17 protein-coding genes are annotated in these 13,983 nt (G+C 49.8%); 4 read left to right on the top strand and 13 right to left on the bottom strand.

Annotation, left to right across the window (positions count from 1 at the left end; genetic code table 11):
* The 5 genes from AB1757_23790 to AB1757_23810 form a co-directional block, all read right to left on the bottom strand.
* Positions 1–972: hypothetical protein (locus AB1757_23790; GenBank protein MEW6130078.1), on the bottom strand; the 972-nt coding region annotated here is incomplete at its 3' end.
* A gap of 39 nt (positions 973–1,011) precedes the next feature.
* Entirely contained in the window at positions 1,012–1,248 is a 237-nt protein-coding gene (locus AB1757_23795) for a hypothetical protein (GenBank protein ID MEW6130079.1), read from the bottom strand.
* Positions 1,249–1,275: 27 nt separating this feature from the next.
* On the bottom strand, positions 1,276–2,397 hold the full coding sequence (locus AB1757_23800; GenBank protein ID MEW6130080.1) for an MlaD family protein: 1,122 nt from the start codon (positions 2,395–2,397) through the stop codon (positions 1,276–1,278).
* 1 nt (position 2,398) lies between these two features.
* A complete protein-coding gene (locus AB1757_23805) occupies positions 2,399–3,160 on the bottom strand; it encodes an ABC transporter ATP-binding protein (GenBank protein MEW6130081.1) in 762 nt (253 codons plus the stop codon).
* A complete protein-coding gene (locus tag AB1757_23810) occupies positions 3,160–3,867 on the bottom strand; it encodes an ABC transporter permease (GenBank protein ID MEW6130082.1) in 708 nt (235 codons plus the stop codon). The genes AB1757_23805 and AB1757_23810 overlap by 1 nt, the downstream gene beginning before the upstream one ends.
* A gap of 373 nt (positions 3,868–4,240) precedes the next feature.
* Between AB1757_23810 and fmt the strand changes: the two genes are divergently transcribed.
* Positions 4,241–5,215 (top strand): methionyl-tRNA formyltransferase, encoded by a 975-nt coding sequence (gene fmt, locus AB1757_23815; protein MEW6130083.1) that lies wholly within the window; start codon positions 4,241–4,243, stop codon positions 5,213–5,215.
* A gap of 60 nt (positions 5,216–5,275) precedes the next feature.
* On the top strand, positions 5,276–5,509 hold the full coding sequence (locus AB1757_23820; GenBank protein ID MEW6130084.1) for a hypothetical protein: 234 nt from the start codon (positions 5,276–5,278) through the stop codon (positions 5,507–5,509).
* Positions 5,510–5,836: 327 nt separating this feature from the next.
* On the opposite strand, the gene AB1757_23825 is transcribed toward AB1757_23820, so the two are convergent.
* The 8 genes from AB1757_23825 to AB1757_23860 form a co-directional block, all read right to left on the bottom strand.
* On the bottom strand, positions 5,837–6,871 hold the full coding sequence (locus AB1757_23825; GenBank protein MEW6130085.1) for a hypothetical protein: 1,035 nt from the start codon (positions 6,869–6,871) through the stop codon (positions 5,837–5,839).
* 117 nt (positions 6,872–6,988) lie between these two features.
* Positions 6,989–7,336 carry a CocE/NonD family hydrolase gene (locus AB1757_23830; protein MEW6130086.1) on the bottom strand — a complete coding sequence of 116 codons (348 nt, stop codon included), beginning with the start codon at positions 7,334–7,336 and terminating at the stop codon, positions 6,989–6,991.
* A gap of 186 nt (positions 7,337–7,522) precedes the next feature.
* Positions 7,523–8,011, bottom strand: a complete 489-nt coding sequence (locus AB1757_23835; GenBank protein ID MEW6130087.1) for a hypothetical protein — start codon at positions 8,009–8,011, stop codon at positions 7,523–7,525.
* A 131-nt stretch (positions 8,012–8,142) separates the two neighbouring features.
* The gene (locus AB1757_23840; protein ID MEW6130088.1) at positions 8,143–8,784 is read right to left on the bottom strand and encodes an amidohydrolase family protein; all 642 of its coding nucleotides are present in this window, start codon (positions 8,782–8,784) and stop codon (positions 8,143–8,145) included.
* A gap of 113 nt (positions 8,785–8,897) precedes the next feature.
* The gene (locus AB1757_23845; protein ID MEW6130089.1) at positions 8,898–9,587 is read right to left on the bottom strand and encodes a CPBP family intramembrane glutamic endopeptidase; all 690 of its coding nucleotides are present in this window, start codon (positions 9,585–9,587) and stop codon (positions 8,898–8,900) included.
* 218 nt (positions 9,588–9,805) lie between these two features.
* A complete protein-coding gene (locus AB1757_23850) occupies positions 9,806–10,249 on the bottom strand; it encodes a hypothetical protein (GenBank protein MEW6130090.1) in 444 nt (147 codons plus the stop codon).
* A 229-nt stretch (positions 10,250–10,478) separates the two neighbouring features.
* Complete coding sequence (locus AB1757_23855; protein ID MEW6130091.1) at positions 10,479–11,009, bottom strand: photosynthetic reaction center cytochrome c subunit family protein; 531 nt, start codon at positions 11,007–11,009, stop codon at positions 10,479–10,481.
* A gap of 512 nt (positions 11,010–11,521) precedes the next feature.
* Positions 11,522–12,175 carry a TetR/AcrR family transcriptional regulator gene (locus AB1757_23860; protein MEW6130092.1) on the bottom strand — a complete coding sequence of 218 codons (654 nt, stop codon included), beginning with the start codon at positions 12,173–12,175 and terminating at the stop codon, positions 11,522–11,524.
* A gap of 164 nt (positions 12,176–12,339) precedes the next feature.
* Here AB1757_23860 and AB1757_23865 point away from each other — a divergent pair, with 164 nt between their 5' ends.
* Both AB1757_23865 and AB1757_23870 read left to right on the top strand, forming a co-directional pair.
* Positions 12,340–12,915, top strand: coding sequence for a carboxymuconolactone decarboxylase family protein (locus tag AB1757_23865; protein ID MEW6130093.1), 576 nt, complete (start codon positions 12,340–12,342; stop codon positions 12,913–12,915).
* A 241-nt stretch (positions 12,916–13,156) separates the two neighbouring features.
* A complete protein-coding gene (locus tag AB1757_23870) occupies positions 13,157–13,978 on the top strand; it encodes a DUF1330 domain-containing protein (protein MEW6130094.1) in 822 nt (273 codons plus the stop codon).
* The last annotated feature ends 5 nt before the right edge of the window (positions 13,979–13,983 follow it).

Here is a 13,983-nt window from a genome sequence, read left to right on the forward strand (position 1 = left end):
CGAGCAGGCACTGAGCAAATTCGCGCAAGCGCCACAAGCGATTTTGTCGTTGTGCAGCCTACCAGAGGAACTGGCTTGGGCTGCCTGAGCGCGTGTTTTTGAAATATCATTTTCTTGAAAGCTATAGTAACCGAGATCGGGTCTGCCGCGCGCATCCAAATCCATCGCCAGAAACGCGACTTCGCTGGCAACGTCTGCACATCGGAAACGGTCGTTAAACTCTATGCAGTCGAAAATGCATATGCCATTGGTGATGCAGATGCTCTCGGAACGCAAATCGCCATGCCCGTCGCAGATTCGTCCTTCCCGCACACGTTTGTTAAACAACCTATCAAAATCTTCAAGCCAATCCGCAACCCGATTGCGAATCAGATCGAATTCCGCGGTTGCAACGGTGCGCTCGACATAAGGAATGGTTTGGGTGAAGTTCTCTTCCCAGTTACGCCGAATCACTGCCGCGCCGCCATAAAAATCGACCTCACTGCCGCGCCGTGCTTCCCGATGAAAGGCGCTGAGGCGCTCTGCGACGCGAGCCATCAGGGATTCAGAAACCTCATTCTTTAGCAGCATCTGATCAAGCATGCGTTCGCCGGGGAGTCGCTTCATCAACACACCATAATCAATAATGTGTCCGGCATTGGCGAGTTGCGGCTGTCCGTTCACCTCGACAATCGGTTGTACGGCAAGGTAGGTATTCGGGCAAAGCCGACGATTCAAATTGATTTCGGCTTCGCAGGCGCGGTGACGTTTTGCCAGCGTCGTGTAATCTAAAAAGCCGAAATCCACAGGTTTTTTCAACTTCAGCGCCTGTCGCTTACCGAGCAAGATGATGGAGATGTGAGTCTGAATCATCTCAATCGGCAGTTCATCTGCCGCCCAGCCGAACCCCTTGCAGAGACTTTCGACCATGCCGAGCCAGACCTGCATATCGGTTTTCCGGTCGCCTTCCTCTTCTTCAAAACTCACCGCCATCAGTTCCTCGATTCCAATTAAAGCAGGCTCACCTGTAGCTTATTTGCTCTTGGCAAGCACATTTCTAACGATGGGAATGGTACTCAAAGCGCCGACCAGAAAGAGCGTCATGCCAACGGCTCTGCGGGGATTGTCATTGAGTTTACCGGCAAGCAGCAGCCCGACGCCCGCGCCAAGCGCCGCGCGTGTGCCACCAATCAAAGCAATTTCAGGTATGGTCAGGTTTCGCTCTTTCTTAGCAATCTTCGTGAGAAATTTGCTCACGTTCTTTTTCATAACGCACCTCCGAAAGTTGATTTTCTATCAACGGTTTTTTGCCGCGATGGAATGTTGGTTGCCGCCGCCCGGATAGATCACTACGGATACCTGTCCGCCTCTATCCACCGTGGTTTGCCCCGCTTCACCCATTCCCAGAGTTTTGATTCGCGCATCATCCACTCTGAATTTTTGCGCCAGATATTGCCGCACGACCATCGCCCGCGCCTGCGACAGAATCAGGTTATCTTCCTTCGAGCCTGCCAAACTGGTCTGTGCCACGATGACTGCCAGTCCGAAAGGATTGCTTTCGAGATAGCTGCCGACTTGATTCAGCAATTTCTCTTTCCTGAATTTCGCCGTGTCGGTCTTATCGAAAAGGTCTTTGCCCGCGAAAGTGAATTTCTGTTGCGGGGCGCGGGCGGGAAGTTTAGCGACCAGATGCCTGGTCAACTCGGACGAGTCGAAATAACCCCGCTTTTTGAAAAAGCCCTTGAGGAAAAAGTTGTGCTTGAGGGCTTCCATATTTTCCTGAAAGGAAGTCACGCCTGCCATTGCCTGTCCGATGGTGCTGTTGAGGTTGCGATACAGGGTTTGGTCATTCACCATCGCGCCAATGGTTCCTTGCCCATTGTCAATTTTGCCGGTAATGGAGCGCAAATCGCCGCTCATGTCGTTGATATTGCCAATGGCGACTTTCGACGAATCAATCGCCTCTTTTGCTGAATCCAGCATGTCGCTGGCTTTCTTTGCCACATCGGCATAATCGAGTGGCGGTCGGCTCGCAATCGCTTCGCCATCGCGCACCGATTCGCTCTCCTCGGAACCGAAAGAGATGGCGACGTATTTGCTGCCGAGCAGCCCTTCGGTTTCTATCGAGGCGATGGAATCTTGCTTAATCACCTCGCGGGTGCTGTTTTCAAGCTCCATCTCGATTTTCACTTTATCGTCAGGACGGCGCGGCAGAAAAATCTTTTCAACCGTGCCGATGCGCACGCCGCCGGCGCGCACCGGCGCACCTTCATCAAGTCCCGCGACATTATCGAATGGGGCGCTGATGCGATAGGTGCGGCTGAAAAGAAATCGCCGGTCGCCTATCCAAAAGACCATCACCGCGAAAACGATTAACGCGGTGAGAATAAACGCGCCAAGACGCATCGTGCTGGACATATCAACTCACCTCCCCGGACTCTTGCATAAATTTCGCGATCATCGGATGGTCACTTTGCTTCAAGTCCTCAAAAGTTCCTTCGATGATGATGCGGCCCTCATTGAGCATAGCGATGCGGTCGGCAACAACCTTCACACTGCGCATATCGTGGGTGACCACTATCGAAGAGATTTGCCGCTCTTGCTGCAAGTCGCGAATGAGTTGATTGATTTCGTCAGCGGTTATCGGGTCAAGTCCCGCCGTCGGCTCATCCAGCAGCATGATTTTGGGGTCGAGGGCAAGCGCCCGCGCCAGCCCAACACGTTTCTTCATGCCGCCTGAAAGGTCGCCGGGCATCTTGTTTACAGCGTCATCCATGCCGACGCGGGCAAGCAACTGGCGGGCGCGGTCACGACGCTCGCGTTCGCTCATTCGCGTGTGGCGTTGCAGAGGAAAAGCGACATTCGCTTCTACGGTCAACGAGTCATAAAGCGCCGCCTGTTGAAAGAGAAAGCCCATGGTTTTACGCACCGCATTCAATTTGTCGAGCGATAATTTGGTGATTGCTTCACCGTTGATTTCGATTTCTCCATCGTCAGGTTTTTGCAAACCGATAATCAATTTGAGCAACACACTTTTGCCCGTGCCACTGCGACCCAGCACCGTCAAGGTCTCGCCCCGCGCGACTTCAAGGTCAAGGCGGTTTAACACCTTTTGCTCGCCAAATGATTTGCTCAGCGATTGCACATGAATCGCGGGTTTGTAATGGGCGCTTTCCATCATCACTCCGGGAAAAACGTAATAATCAATCGCACCAATATCACATCGGCTAAAATCACAAACAGTGAAGCCAGCACGACGGCGCTCGTCGAGGCGCGACCCACACCGGCAGTTCCACCTTTGGCATGCATCCCCTGGAAACATCCAATCACCCCGATGATGAAGCCAAAGACAATGGTCTTGAAAGTCGATGGCAAAAAGTCTGCGAAATCCGCTTGCGCGAGACCGTAGTTGAGAAAGAGTTTGAATGGCGTCGGTTCGGCAAGCGCATTCACCAACCAGCCGGTGAGGATGCCGCAGAAATCCGCCACAATGGTCAGCAGGGGCAGCATCAACATGCAGGCAATGATGCGCGTCGCTGCCAGAAACTTGTAAGGGTTGACCGCCGAGGCTTCGATGGCATCAATCTGTTCGGTGACTTTCATAGAGCCTAACTCCGCGCCGATGCCTGCACCCACGCGCCCGCTGACTACCAGAGCGGTGATAATCGGCCCACTCTCTTTGACGATGGAGATGATAATGAGCGCCGGTAATACCGACTTCGCGCCAAACTGAATCAAACTGTCACGTGTATGCAGAGACAACACCACGCCGATTGCTGCGCCCGCCAACGCCACAAGCGGCAGGGATTTTGCTCCGATTTCATCCATTTGACGCAGCAATTCGCGTCCTTCGTAGGGCGGCGTCACCGCTGCTTTTACGAATTGCAAACAAAATTTTCCTACCTCGCCGAACCACTCGAAGAGAGGAAAGAAAAAAATCTTTCTTTCCGATACTGTTTCACTTACGGTCATAACGCTAAATCACTCCTCGCCAACCGGAAAAATTAAGAGGCAAGAAGAGTGCCAGAGCGTCGCCGCCGGCACAGAGAGAAAACTGAAAGGGTGAAGCGGCGATCAAGAGATTCATCCGAACTTAAAATACCCGCGCCAATCATTTGCTTTGCATTTGCGAGACCGCACTTTCAGCGAGAGCATTTAAATCAAAACCATCTCTTCACTTTTTGCGGTTTGAATCATCCGGTTATCGTCGGTCGCTAAATCTTGATTGAAAAACTCAGGCAATGCGTTTATCAATGAAACTATGCGATTGATTTTTATGGGAACGCCGGAATTTGCGGTGCCGAGTTTAGCGCGACTCCTAAGCGATGGGCACGACATCGCGGCGGTATTTACACAACCCGATAAACCCGCCGGGCGCGGTAAACATCTGCACGCGCCGCCTGTGAAAAGCTTTGCGCTTGAACATCAGTTGATGGTCTATCAACCGGCGAAAATCAAAACCAATGAAGAGGCGCGGGCGGTGTTTGAACGGCTCGCGCCGGATGCTTGCGTAGTGGCGGCTTACGGAAAAATTTTGCCCGAATGGATGCTGCGCATTCCGCGACTCGGTTGCATCAATGTTCACGCCTCGCTATTGCCGAAATACCGAGGCGCGGCGCCGATTAACTGGGCGATTGCCAACGGCGAGTGGGAAACCGGCGTGACGATTATGCAGATGGATGTGGGACTGGATACCGGCGCAATGTTCGCTAAATGCGCAACCCCGATTGGTGAAACGGAAACTGCTGTCGAACTCACTGCGCGACTTGCCGAACTCGGCGCGGCGTTGTTATCGGAAACCCTGCCGCGCATTGAACGCGGCGAAATCATGCCGGAGCCGCAAGACGAAGCGGCGGCAACCTATGCGCCGATTTTAAAACGCGAAGATGGGTTGATTGACTGGCAGATGTCGGCGCGAGAAATCGCTTGTCGGGTGCGCGCCTTTCAGCCTTGGCCTGCGACCTATACGATGTTTCGCGGCGCGCGATTGTTTTTATGGCAAGCAGATGAATCTCCAATTAGCAACGATTCAGCAAATTTGAATGCCACAACTCCATTCGCAACAATCACTGCAATTGATAAACAGGGATTCGTTATCGCTTGCGGCAGGCAAACGTTTTTACACATTGGCGAAGTGCAGATCGAAGGCAAACGTCGCATTCCTGCCAGAGATTTTCTCAATGGCGCAAGGTTGACGGTTGGCGATGCCATCACGGATACTCACTCGGTCAATTAAAAGTGATAGAACAAATAATCAATCAATGCGTACAGGCTTTTGCTATACGGGGGAAAATAATTGTCAGAAAAATTAAAAACCATCAGCGGGTTCGGGCTAATATTTTTAGGCGTGGTCGGTGCGGTTATTCCGATTTTGCCTTGTATTCCATGTTTTATTGCTGCTGCTTCATTGCTTGGCAAAGAGCATCCGGTGATTCATCCCTTCGCTTCACGCCTTGATCGTTGGCGCAACCGTCAAAGGAAAAAAGATAAAAACCTGCCGGAAACTTTGGCGGAAGAATTTTCCAACTGACTTTTATCAATGGCAAGCGATTTGCAAAAGTTTTGTTGCAAGTGAGGCTCATACCCAACATATTGCGATTTTGATTTTTCAAAGACTACATCATACTGTGGAGAAGTGCTTGAAGCACTTATTGCGCAACAGGTTTTAAATTCTCTGCGATAGATGTCACATTTCACTAAAATTCATCGCCCGTGAATCCGTGTCAGCAAGATGTTCTTGTGCCCAAGTGCATCTTGCATTTCTTCAAGATTGTCGCTCGACTTTTCAACACAGAACGTTTCCTATACAAGCCCTTTTAGAATTCTTGGTGAGTTATAATTCTTGAGGGGAAAAGCATCACTTTACACCTGATCCGATAGAGGTGCGCAGTAACTCTTCCAGATAAACACCACCGCGCATCAACTTCTTTTTCCACTTAGAACCGAGTCCATCAAGCAGCCGCGCCTGAGCCATGCCGCTGAGATAGAAGCGCAAGTCTCCCTCCTGTCGCCCCAGTTGCTTCTCTAGCCTTATGAAATCCCATCGCCAATAAGACAGTTCCGGGCGATAGCTTGAATACCTTGGGTCGCCTGCGCGCGCCGCCGCAAGTTCGTAAAACCGGATCTCCGCGTATTTCGCTAACCCCTCCAACCATTCCAGTTCACGTTCAAAGGCAAGCAGATCAGGACTCAGAGCGGCGCGCGCCCGGCGCGCATCGCGCACTTGTAGAAATTCACGGACGGCGAGACGAACCCTCATCTTATCTGTAGCTTTGAGCGCCGCTGCCAGCAAGCTTCCCTCTCTGTCCCACTCAGCCGCAAATTTATCATCCCTACTCGGATAGCGAGCTTCTGCGGAATAAACTTTCGTCGCCTGCTTAAAGCGATCCGAAGCCTGTCCGGCTTGAAAAGCATGGAACATTTCATGAAGGAGAAGCGCGACATGAAAGTCGCGGCTGAGCTTCAATGGAGACCTACGATTTATCAAATCAAGCAGGGTTAAGCTGCCAGCCCACCGTTTGCCAACCTGCACAGGGAAGGCTTGTGGCTCGTTAGCTTTGCGGCGGTGATAGAGCTTCCCATTGAAGGCATCCCCTTCAACAACCGTCCAGGGCGGTGGTGGATTCCTTTCGCCGACTAGAAATTCATAGCTTTCGTTGAAAAGAATGACCGGAATGTTGGCTCGGCTCAGCCCAGGCCACACCTGATCACCCAATTCCCTCTGTAAACGAAACGTCTCAGCGATCTCCGCTTTATCGTCAGCACTCAGCAGCATTGCATCGGTTATGGGGTTCTGCTGTTTGGTCTCGTAGGTACACTTCACAGTAGTCGCTGGGGTAGGGAGCAAAAGCGCTATCACAGCAAGCCATCTTAGTGTCGGCTTTTTGCCCATCTCCGTTATGCCTCCTAACGATATACTCGAAATGCCTACGCCATCCTCAATGCTTTCTCGAAAGATAAATCGCTCTCAGCCTCACAAGCTCTCCACTCCAACCGCCCAAGGTCAGCCCTAACTCATTTGGTACTGGCGATTTTCCACTTCCGCCAGAAATTGCATCTCGGTCTTGCCATAAGGCGTGCGCGACCGTATGGCGGGAAAGCGACCATGCACGTCCGGCCGGAGAATGTTTGCTGCGAGGCGAATCCCGTCGCGCATGGGAATCTTGACATTCGCCTCTTTGACAACCGCGTAGCCCGTTTGCTGGCACCGCGCTTGCACAGTAAGAGCAGGAACCAGGGCGAATGAGATGAGGCACTTCCATATCTCTGCGATTGGAATTTCGCGAAAGTTCAATCGATCTTCCCTTTTCTTGACCACGCCGGGCTTTGACGCCATTACACTAGCCATGATGATCATGAATTAAGTGAACTCTCCAACTATGCAAATTATTGCGCTTCATTCGACCCTCATTAAATATCGGTTTTGCTTACTCACACAATCTTGACACTGACTATCGACAGACTCGCGTTCAGCCTGCAAGCCAACGCTGTACAGTCGGTAGGCTCACTTGACTGGAAAGACGTAGCAATGTCATTTCGGCAATTACAGAAGGCGACAATTTCCTTTATAACTCTCCGGCAAATACTCAGAAAGGCTTGATCTGCAAATCAGCCTGAGCAGCTTGTACCCATCGCATTTATCGATTGCTACAACTCGATCCTTATCCCGAACAAGAATGCGTCCCGGAAGTAACCAGAGAAACTCCGACACACGAATGTTTTGATGCGGCATCGGAGATATTTCGATAGGTTTTGCATAAGCTAATAGCAAGTATGATTCGGACGACAGTTCCTGGCTCCATTTTGCCAGCCCGATGTTGTTGTCAGTGACATACCAGCATGACTCGAGGAGGCTCTGGCTATCTCCAAAGATTTTGGGTTCATGGGCCGGGTCGATCTCAACTATTCTTTTTTCAATTCGCAGAGTCAATGCTCTGACCGGACTTTCGGTAGCGGGCTGTTGCCCCCTGGGCGAAGAGATTGGCATGGCAAAAAGCCACGCAACACAAAATATGAGGAAAACCTTTGTCATATACCCTCTCCAAAAGAGTTTCGCTTCTTGCCTCTGCCAGCAAACTCCCCTTGATTCAAGAAGATCGTAATGCCCACAAGTGATCGCTCAGAGGCACGGATCGCTGCGAGCCGCTTCGGAATAATGTCAACCTATTTCTTGCTCGTAGCGGACTCAACATCCGCCATCATCCTTGCCAGGGTTTGTTTCGCATAGTATTTGCCATTGACCATAACCGCCGCGATTTTTTGCGTATGGTTGATGTTTTCAAGCGGACTGGCTTCGAGCAGAACCAGGTCGGCGATTTTTCCCGCTTCGATAGTTCCAAGTGAATCCGCCATTCCGAAAAATTCCGCCGGACAGCGAGTCGCGTTGATGATGGCTTCCATCGGGGTCATGCCGATCTGCTCAACAAACAATCGCAGTTCATCATGCAAACTGAAGCCGGGGAAAATCAGCAGCACTGCCGCATCCGTGCCGGGCATCAGTCGGACTCCTGCTTCGCGCATCTCGCGCATGTCGCGCAACCGCTCTGCTATCAACTTCGTCAAGTCGAGCTTCATTTCCTTCTTCTCCGCGAGTTGTTCGCGCCAGTCTTCTATCAAGTAGCCGGAAAGGTACTTTCTGCGCGCCTCAATCTTTCCTTCTCTGTCCGCAACCACCTCGGCCACTTTGTCATAAGGAGTCAGCAGGGCTTCACCGACAATCAGCGTCGGGACGACTGCCAGATTGTTGGCGGCGAATTCGCGGAACAGCTCGGCGCGTTGCTCTTTTGTGCGACCGGAAAGCGGCAAGAAAAATCCGTGTGCGATGCTGTGTTTTCCGGCATTGATCGTCTCCTAAGACGAAACGACCGGATGCTCCACTAACGCAAGCTTGTGATTTTTTGCGGCAGATTTATTGCCAATCAAGAAGCCAGTCCGAAGTACAGCATCACGACTCCAAACGAATCCACTAATCCATGTGCCAGAATGCTGGCCCAGAGATTGCGGCCTGAGAATAGATAGGCTATACCAAACATCAAACCTGCAAAGCCGGAATCCACCATTCCCGCAGGCCCTTTGTAATAATGTCCAATCCCGAATAGAACGGAGACCAAGATCATTCCCGCCCAATAGGCAACCTTGGTTCGTTGACCTAGGTCGGCGGCGCGGGTGAGCAAATAGCCGCGATAGACGATCTCTTCGCCGAACGCGGCGAAGCTCCAGACGATAGCCAACCAGCGCAGCGCCTCCAGCGGGTTGCCTGTGATCGCATCAACCCCGGCGGGAGCTACTGCCGGAGGCCAGATTCGCTCGGTGAGCGGGTCAATGACAATTGCGGCAAGCGCAATTCTCAACGCCGCCGCGCCCAGCGCAATCAGAATCACGCGCTTCCAGGAATCGGGTCGCTTGAACCCCAACGCCGAAAATCCGCCATTGCGCAGGCGCACCGATAACAGCCCCAGCACGACGAGAATCGGCACTTCGTTCGGAATTACATGGAAAACGTTGTACCCAATCACAATGGCAGCGCCCAGCGCAAGTTCAAAGCCACTCAACAGACGCGAATCCGGGAGGTAAGGCTTCACACGCTGGTTTGAGGATATAAAACCCATACAATCACTCCTATGATGAGAATCTACTTCTGCATTTCTTTAATTCCTTGTCGGAGGTTTTCAACAAGCACGAGAGCAATTACACTTTGGCATCACTGAGACCGGGAGTTTGATGAAATTCAAACGCGCTCAACATCCAAAACCAAAAACGCCATTAAGAGGAAACCTAACCCTATTACACTGAAAGCCTGTGAGTTGTAGGAATCAAATTCCCAATATTATTGGCGAACGGCAGTAAATGTTCCGCTTTTCATTACATAACCGGTTGGGGAACTCTCATCAACTTGATCGGTGATAATCACCAAGTTGCCGATTATAGAATTCTCTCCCACCTTCATTCCCCGCAAAATGATTGTCGAAGGTCCGCTGGTAAACTGTGCCGGAAAAACCGGTCCTGCAAACTCCCAACTCACTTTTAATTCGGTGGCGGTCTCTTGATACGCCAAAGGTCCGCCGCTAATTTCAGTGCCGCCGATTCCCCTTCCATTTTTTTGAAATATCATGGGTGTTGTTAAACCCGCCGACTCATTAGGTCTCATAGTGAATAACCATTGCCCCTTAGACTTCGCGCCTGTCTCCGGCAGATTTAGAAGGAATACAATGAAAAGAGGCATTACTACTATTCCTATAAGAAGAACTTGATTTACATTTTTTTGCTTCATCGTTATTCTCCGATGCCTGCTTCCAGATTTCGCGTGAGTGCTAGTTTTCTTTTCAGAACGCCAGTTGGCTCGGCTTAGGGTCATGAGTGAGCCGATTGCGCGAGTGAAAACTACCGGCTCAAGTGGAGTGTAAAACTCCCCCCGCTTCTTACGATAACCTTGAGAGCTATTTCACAATGCAAAAGCATGAAGTTGCCAGTTGGTCTTGCAGCCCTTTTGAATTGAGAACTCACCTTGTAGCTGGCATATTGGTGGCAGGCTTGATTTGTCCTCGATGGCACGTCGTGCAATTGATGGAGCCTTTTCCAATAGTTTGTTTCAATTCCTCATTGACCTTGCCCATGAACTGCCACATTTTGCGCGTCGTCTGTTTCGCTTCTTTATCATCTTTTTCCCATTGGTCAGGAATATGACAATGCGCGCAGTCGACGCCAAGCGAGGTATTAAACGCCACTTCCATTACCCGCAGGAGGCGTCCGGCAGGCATACCTTTGAACAGTTGAATATTTTTGAAAACCTGTTCAGCGGGTTTATTTTCTTGCCCGGCAATCTGCTTTTCAAGCGCCGTTATCAACGGATTCTTGGCGTTTTGAGTCCCGCCAGCCTGCGTTGCCTGCATTTCAGCAATAAACCGATCCTCTCGATAGTTATTCATCGCCGCAGAAGCGTCGGTGATGATTGCTTGATTGTTCAGCAAAAAGAGGCATACCAAAACGAGCAAAAGCCCGGTGAGTGTGCGGTTAATAGTATTTTTTTGCATTGTATAATCTCCTCAAGATTTAAATTGTTCGGTTTCAGTGGGGGAGACAGTTCCGTCGAAATGTCGTCGCCTGTTGACTTCTACGAATTTTAAGCAACAGAATTTTGTCGGGAAAAATGCCTCTGCCAGAAGCCGGTTTCCTTCTACCACAAGGGATGTAACCTTCTCTCGCATCATACGAATCCCTCTTTGTTTGCAAAGTAATGTTAAGTTTTCGTCAGCACTAATCTAGCGGCGCGCGCTTGACTCCGCCATTCAATTGGGATGGAGTGCAAGCTTTAAGGGGCAATTTGCCGAAATTATGGGACAGTTGTTTGGACTCAGTATGGCTTATCGAACCAATTAACTCGCGTTCAACTAAAATCTGCCCCTTCAAAGAAAAAAGTTCGAGTAATGAGCGAAAAAACGAGGGTGTCTCATCTCCTAAGCAAGAAGGCGATGAGCAAAACCTAAAGCAAATCTCGCTACTCGTTAATTCAACTAAGCGATGGGAATGAAATAAATGTGCCTTGTCAGTTGTCTCTCAGGTTTTCCAAAGCAGGCTTAGGGATTCCTAATCCCAGCAAAAATTCACGACACATAGTCCACAACTGTTTCTCCTCACGGATAACTTTGGAAATCGTATTCAATCCAATAAGAAAGGCAACGAAAGTTCTTGCAGCCGTGTTTACGTCTGCAAGAGGTTCAACCTCCCCTTGATGAATAGCTTGTTGCAGCAACTGTTCAAGCACTGTCACTTGAGTTTCTACAAGTTCCTCAAGCATTGGACCTATAGAATTTTCGACGCCAACCAATTCCGCGATACTATTGCAAACCAAACAGCCGCGCGCTTCTGCGTCAGCGGCTCGAACCTGGCATATCTTGCGCATAACCCTAACTAACACAGGGATGACAGGCTGACCTGTTTCCAGTTTACTGAGCGGCACATCAGGTGTTTGTGTTGCATAAAGTTGAAGCGCCTCACTGAACAGGCTTTCACGACTTCCGAAACTGTTATAAAAACTCGAACGCTGAATTCCCATTGCATCAGCTAAGTCTTTTGCTGAAACAGCTAGAAATCCCTTTCTCCAGAACAGATTCATTGCTGCCTCGACGGCTTCTTCACGTACAAAACCCACCGGTCGCCCGGTTCTGTTTTGCAAAGACTCACTCACCTTTTCATCCACTACACCACCTCCAAAATAATATCTGGACAATATTGTCTAAAAAATACTGGACACAAATGTACAAAACTGGTATCTTCCTGTCAAGTTCTGTTCAAGCTTGTCCAAAACTAGAATTTGTCGCCTCAGATGGTGACTAATCCAAATTATTTCTAGGAGAAATCGAAATGATCTTTCAAATCCATGATCTAAACACTGCTCCCGCTGGTTCAAGGGAGACCTTGTCAATGATTGCACAGAACTACGGATTTTTACCCAACCTCGCAGGGGTCTTCGCGGAGTCTCCGGCGGTGCTCAGGGGTTTGCTGGGAACTATCAGCGCATTCGATGCCAAAGAGATGACACTGTCGCCAATTGAGCGACAAGTCGTCTTGCTTGCTGTATCAGTGAAAAACCGGTGTGAGTACTGTACGGCAGCTCACAGTATGTTAACCAATAAGCTTGGCATCGACCGGAATGAAATCGAAAACCTGCAACAGGGGCGGCGATTGACTGACCAGCGGTTGGAAATTCTGCGTCACTTTGCAGAAGAAATTCTCGACCGCCGCGGTTTAGTAACCGACAGTGAGCTTGAACTGTTCCTCAACTCCGGGTTCACTAAGGCACAGATTCTCGAAGTGATTTTTGGCATAGCGATTAAGACCTTGACCAACTATGCCAACCACATTGCTAATCCGCCTGTGAATGAGCAGTTCGCAGGATTCCAACCCAATTGGGCTAATGCTGAAGTGCGTTTTCTTTGAGCGCAGAGGCATAAGCAATTTTGTTCCGACCTAATTGAGCTAATGCTGAATTCACAACAGAAACTAATCAAGGACGTTGACTTACAGGGGAAACAGTCCAAAGTTTCGGGTATCAGCAGCATACTGAAACACGGTTGATGCCCAATAGGTCGGAACAATCTGAAAGGGTCGCTTTATGGCGGTCTCAAGTAATATTTAATTTTTCTCGTCGCAGAAACGGCGAGGCTTTAGAGGAGAAAAAATGGTCAGTAAGAAAATATATGTTGCTTTGATGATAGCGGCATCTTTGCTGTTTGGGGCTAATATTGCTGTTGCTTGGAATACCAAGAATTTGAATGATGGAAAAATAAAGAGTAGCAAAAAGGTTCGCGCGAAGCCGGTTGCACTGTGTGTTGTGCCTGTAAACCGAACCATTGAGTTCAAGGCAGACAAGATGTATGAGTTTGCTATGCTCAGGGTGAAACCTGAAAAGCAGCAGCAATTGATGCGATATTTTGGCAGAGTTTTTCCGCTTGCCATAAAATATGGTGTACGCCCTGTCGTATCTTTTATTCCAGAGAGCACTTTTGCCGGTGATGTACATCCCTCCTTATTCTTTGTAAACGAATGGCCCAGCGAGGAAGCCTTTCGGAATTTCGTCAACGACGCAGAAGTGAAAAGCCACTTTTCGGAGCGAGATGATGCGCTTGAACAACTAATCAATACGCATACCCGTGTGCAACAGTCCGTAAGCGTATCGCTTAAAGAAGGTGATGTCGTCGAATTAGCTGCCCTTTGGATCAAGCCGGGAAAAGCTAACCAACTTAGTGAGTATTTTGAACAGGCTATGCCCGTCGCTATGAAATACGGGGTGAAACCATTAGCGCATTTTCAGCCTATAGGAACTTACGCTGGCGATTTCATGCCTCAAGTAATGGCTCTCAACCAGTGGCCGAGTATGAAAGCTTTTCAGCAGTTCGTCAAAGATCCGCAACTCGGCAAAATGATTCCGCAACGGGATGATGCCCTCTCTCGTATGGTTGTGATCCATTCCAAAGTTCATTTTGAAGTTGATGGAAGGTAATGTAA

It is taken from the genome of Acidobacteriota bacterium (assembly GCA_040754075.1).
Taxonomy (GTDB): Bacteria; Acidobacteriota; Blastocatellia; order UBA7656; family UBA7656; genus JBFMDH01.